Below are 3,229 nucleotides of genomic sequence, written 5' to 3' on the forward strand. Positions count from 1 at the left end.
GCCTCGACCCGTCCGACACCGCCGTCACCCTGGTCGGCGGCGCCGGCGTCGATCCAGAAACCTTCTCCCCCCGCCCCCTGCCCCCGGCGCCGCCGCTGAAGGTCGCCATCGTCGCGCGGATGCTGTGGTCGAAGGGGATCGACGTCGCCGTCGAGGCGGTGCGCCGGGCCCGCGCCGGCGGCGCGGCGGTGGAGCTGTCGCTCTACGGCGCCCCCGACCCCTCGAACCGGCGGGCCATCCCCGAAGCGACTCTGCGCGACTGGTCGCGGGACGGCATCGCGTGGCACGGCCCGACCCGGGACGTGGCCGGTCTCTTCGCCGCCCACCATGTCGGCGCCCTGCCCTCCCGCGGCGGCGAGGGCCTGCCGCGCACCCTGCTCGAAGCGGCGTCCTGCGGCCGGGCGATCCTGACCAGCGACGTGCCCGGCTGCCGCGACCTCGTGCGCGACGGGATCGAGGGGCTGCTGGTGCCGCCGGGGGATGGCGCCGCCCTCGCTGCCGCGCTGACGCGGCTCGCCGCCGATCCGGCCCTGGTCGCGCGGATGGGCGAGGCGGCGCGGGCGCGGATCTTCGAAGGCGGCTATACCGAGGCCGCCGTCGCCGCGACGGTCGCGGGACTCTATGCGGAGTTGCTGGCCCCGTGATCCCCTCCCGCGACCCGATCCGCTTCATCCGCGAACACACGGCCCTGAGGCCGGTGCCGCACGCCCCCGAGATCGTGCTGCACGTCGCCGACGAAGCGACCGCCCTCTGGCAGAAGACGGAGGACGAGCTGGAGGCGATTGGCCTGCCGCCGCCGTTCTGGGCCTTCGCCTGGGCCGGGGGACAGGCGCTCGCCCGCTACATCCTCGATCATCCCGAGACGGTGGCGGGCCGGCATGTCGTCGATTTCGCCTCGGGCTCGGGGCTGGTGGCCATCGCCGCGGCGAAGGCCGGGGCGACCCATGTCACCGCCAGCGACCTCGACCCCTTCGCCCTGCACGCGATCCCGATCAACGCCGCCGCCAACGGGGTGGAGGGCCGCATCACGGCGGTCGGCACCGATCTGATCGGGACGGATGCGGAGAGCGTGCTGGCCGCCGACGTGTTCTACGAGCGCGACCTCGGCGCGGCGGTCGGCAACTGGCTCGGCGACCTGCACGGGCGGGGCCGCACCGTGCTGATCGGCGATCCCGGCCGGAGCTACCTGCCGCGGGAGCGGCTGATCGCGGTCGCGACCTACGAAGTCCCCGTCACCCGCGATCTCGAAGATGCCGAGATCAAGACATCGTGCGTCTGGCGCTTCGCCTGATCCCGGCGGCCCGGACCCGGATCGCCTCTCGGCACCGGACGGTGCCGACGGGAGAGAACCTTTCACCCGGCTCGGTCATTCTGGGGGGATGGAACGGACGGAACACGGACAGGCGATGGACGTCACGGCGCGGGATTGGGACGAGCGGGTCGACCGCGCCTGCCGCAAGCTGCCCGAGCGGGCGCAGCGGGCCGTCCAGTGGCTGCGCGAGCCGGCCCGGTTCCTCTTGCGCCTCCTCGCCGCGATCCTGCTGATCCTCGGCGGCATCTTCTCGATCCTGCCGGTGCTGGGTCTGTGGATGCTGCCGCTGGGCCTCGCCCTCCTCGCCCAGGACGTGCCTGCCCTCAAGGTGCCGATGGAGAAATCCGCCCGCTGGATCGAGCGGCAATGGCGGTGCTGGCGCGGACGCTAACGCGCCGTCCCGAAAGCCGGAAGTCGCGTTTCGGGACGATGCGGGAAGATGCCGCTCCCGTGCTCTCCCGCGCTTGACACGACCTCCGGGCCGTTCGACCCATCGCGGATGGGACAATGCCCGAGACAGGGCGTTCGGAGACAACCTGTGATGCCGTTGCGTCTGTTCTCCCGCCGGCTCGCGGCCGCGGCCGTCCTCGCTGCGGGTGTGCTGGTGGGGAGCATAGCCGTCCCGCTCTCGGCCCTGCCTGCCCGTGCGGAGGAGGCCGTGTTCCCGCCGAGTTCGCGCTTCGGCTTCACGCCGCCCTCGGACATGACGGTGTCGAAGCGCTTCACCGGCTTCGAGCGGATCGGCGGCGGCGCGATGCTCTCGGTGGTCGAGTTGCCGGCCGGAGCCTACCCGGAACTCAAGCAGAGCTTCACCGACGAGAATCTCAAGACGCAGGGGCTCATCGTCCAGAGCCGCGAGCCGGTGACCCTCGATGGCGGCGCCGAGGGCGTGCTGTTCACCGGCGAGCAGACCCCCGCCGACGACAAGGGCATGCCCGCCGCCCGCAAATGGCTCCTCATCGTCGGCGGCAAGGATGTCACCGGCATCATCATCGCCCAGGCGGCGGTTGACGCCGAAACGGACGAGACCATGCGCGGCCTGCTCACGGGCCTGCGCATCCGTGCCGCCCTGAACCTCGACGAGCAGATCGCCGCCCTGCCCTTCCGCATCGGCGACCTCGCCGGCTTCCGCCCGGTGCGGGCGCTGGCGGGCAATTCGGTGCTGCTCACCCTCGGGCCGCGGGATCAGGTCTCCAATCTGGAGCAGCCGATCCTGGTGATCGCCCAGGCGGTGCAGCAGCCCACGCCGCAGGAACAGCGCGACGGCTTCGCCCGCGCCTCGCTCTACGCCAACCAGACGATGAAGGAGTTCTTCATCGAGCGCTCGCAGAGCTACCGCCAGAACGGCATCGACTGGCACGAGATCGTGGCGCGGGCCGTCGATATTCCCTCGAACCAGCCGGTGGTGGTCTCGCAGACGATCCGCTTCAACCCGGATGGCTATATCCGCGCCGTCGGCGTGACCCGGGCGGATCAGCGGGAGCAGATTCTGCCCCTGTTCCGCCAGGTGGTGGACAGCCTGCAGCTGCGATAGAGCATTTTCCGCGGAACCGGCACCCACTTCCGCGGAAAATGCGCTAGAGCGCTCTCCGCCGAAATGGGTGCCGGTTCGGCGAAAGAGCGCGCGCCAAAACACTGACTCTCAAGCGACGGCGCCGACGGTCCGGCGCCGCCCTCGTTCACGCCCCAAGGCTATTCGCAGACGCGCACGCGCCGGACATAGATGTCGCCGTAGGGATCCATCGTCTCACGGCGCTCGAAATGGCAGATCGGGCCCTCGACATAGACCGGCGGCGGGGGCGCCCGGTAGACCGGCTTGCCCGGGTAATAGGGATCGTTGGACGCCGCGATGGCGCCGCCGATCGCGAGGCCGCCGAGCACGCCCAAGGCTGCGGCGCCGCCGGCACCGAGGACGGC

Annotated in this window: 5 protein-coding genes; 4 read left to right on the forward strand and 1 reads right to left on the reverse strand. The window is 71.5% G+C overall.

Annotated features, from left to right (window positions below; all coding sequences use genetic code 11):
* The 4 genes from MZTS_RS19205 to MZTS_RS19220 form a co-directional block, all read left to right on the forward strand.
* Positions 1-644, forward strand: a 644-nt coding sequence (locus MZTS_RS19205; RefSeq protein ID WP_192285045.1) for a glycosyltransferase, incomplete at its 5' end; no start/stop codon positions are given.
* On the forward strand, positions 641-1,291 hold the full coding sequence (locus tag MZTS_RS19210; protein ID WP_192285046.1) for a 50S ribosomal protein L11 methyltransferase: 651 nt from the start codon (positions 641-643) through the stop codon (positions 1,289-1,291). The genes MZTS_RS19205 and MZTS_RS19210, both read left to right, overlap by 4 nt.
* Positions 1,292-1,406: 115 nt before the next feature.
* On the forward strand, positions 1,407-1,703 hold the full coding sequence (locus MZTS_RS19215; protein WP_009866031.1) for a hypothetical protein: 297 nt from the start codon (positions 1,407-1,409) through the stop codon (positions 1,701-1,703).
* Positions 1,704-1,853: 150 nt separating this feature from the next.
* Complete coding sequence (locus MZTS_RS19220; RefSeq protein ID WP_192285047.1) at positions 1,854-2,846, forward strand: hypothetical protein; 993 nt, start codon at positions 1,854-1,856, stop codon at positions 2,844-2,846.
* 158 nt (positions 2,847-3,004) lie between these two features.
* Here MZTS_RS19220 and MZTS_RS19225 read toward each other — a convergent pair.
* Positions 3,005-3,229, reverse strand: a 225-nt coding sequence (locus tag MZTS_RS19225; protein ID WP_192285048.1) for a hypothetical protein, incomplete at its 5' end; no start/stop codon positions are given.

Origin of the sequence: Methylorubrum zatmanii, from assembly GCF_014845115.1 — a bacterium.
GTDB lineage: Bacteria > Pseudomonadota > Alphaproteobacteria > Rhizobiales > Beijerinckiaceae > Methylobacterium > Methylobacterium zatmanii.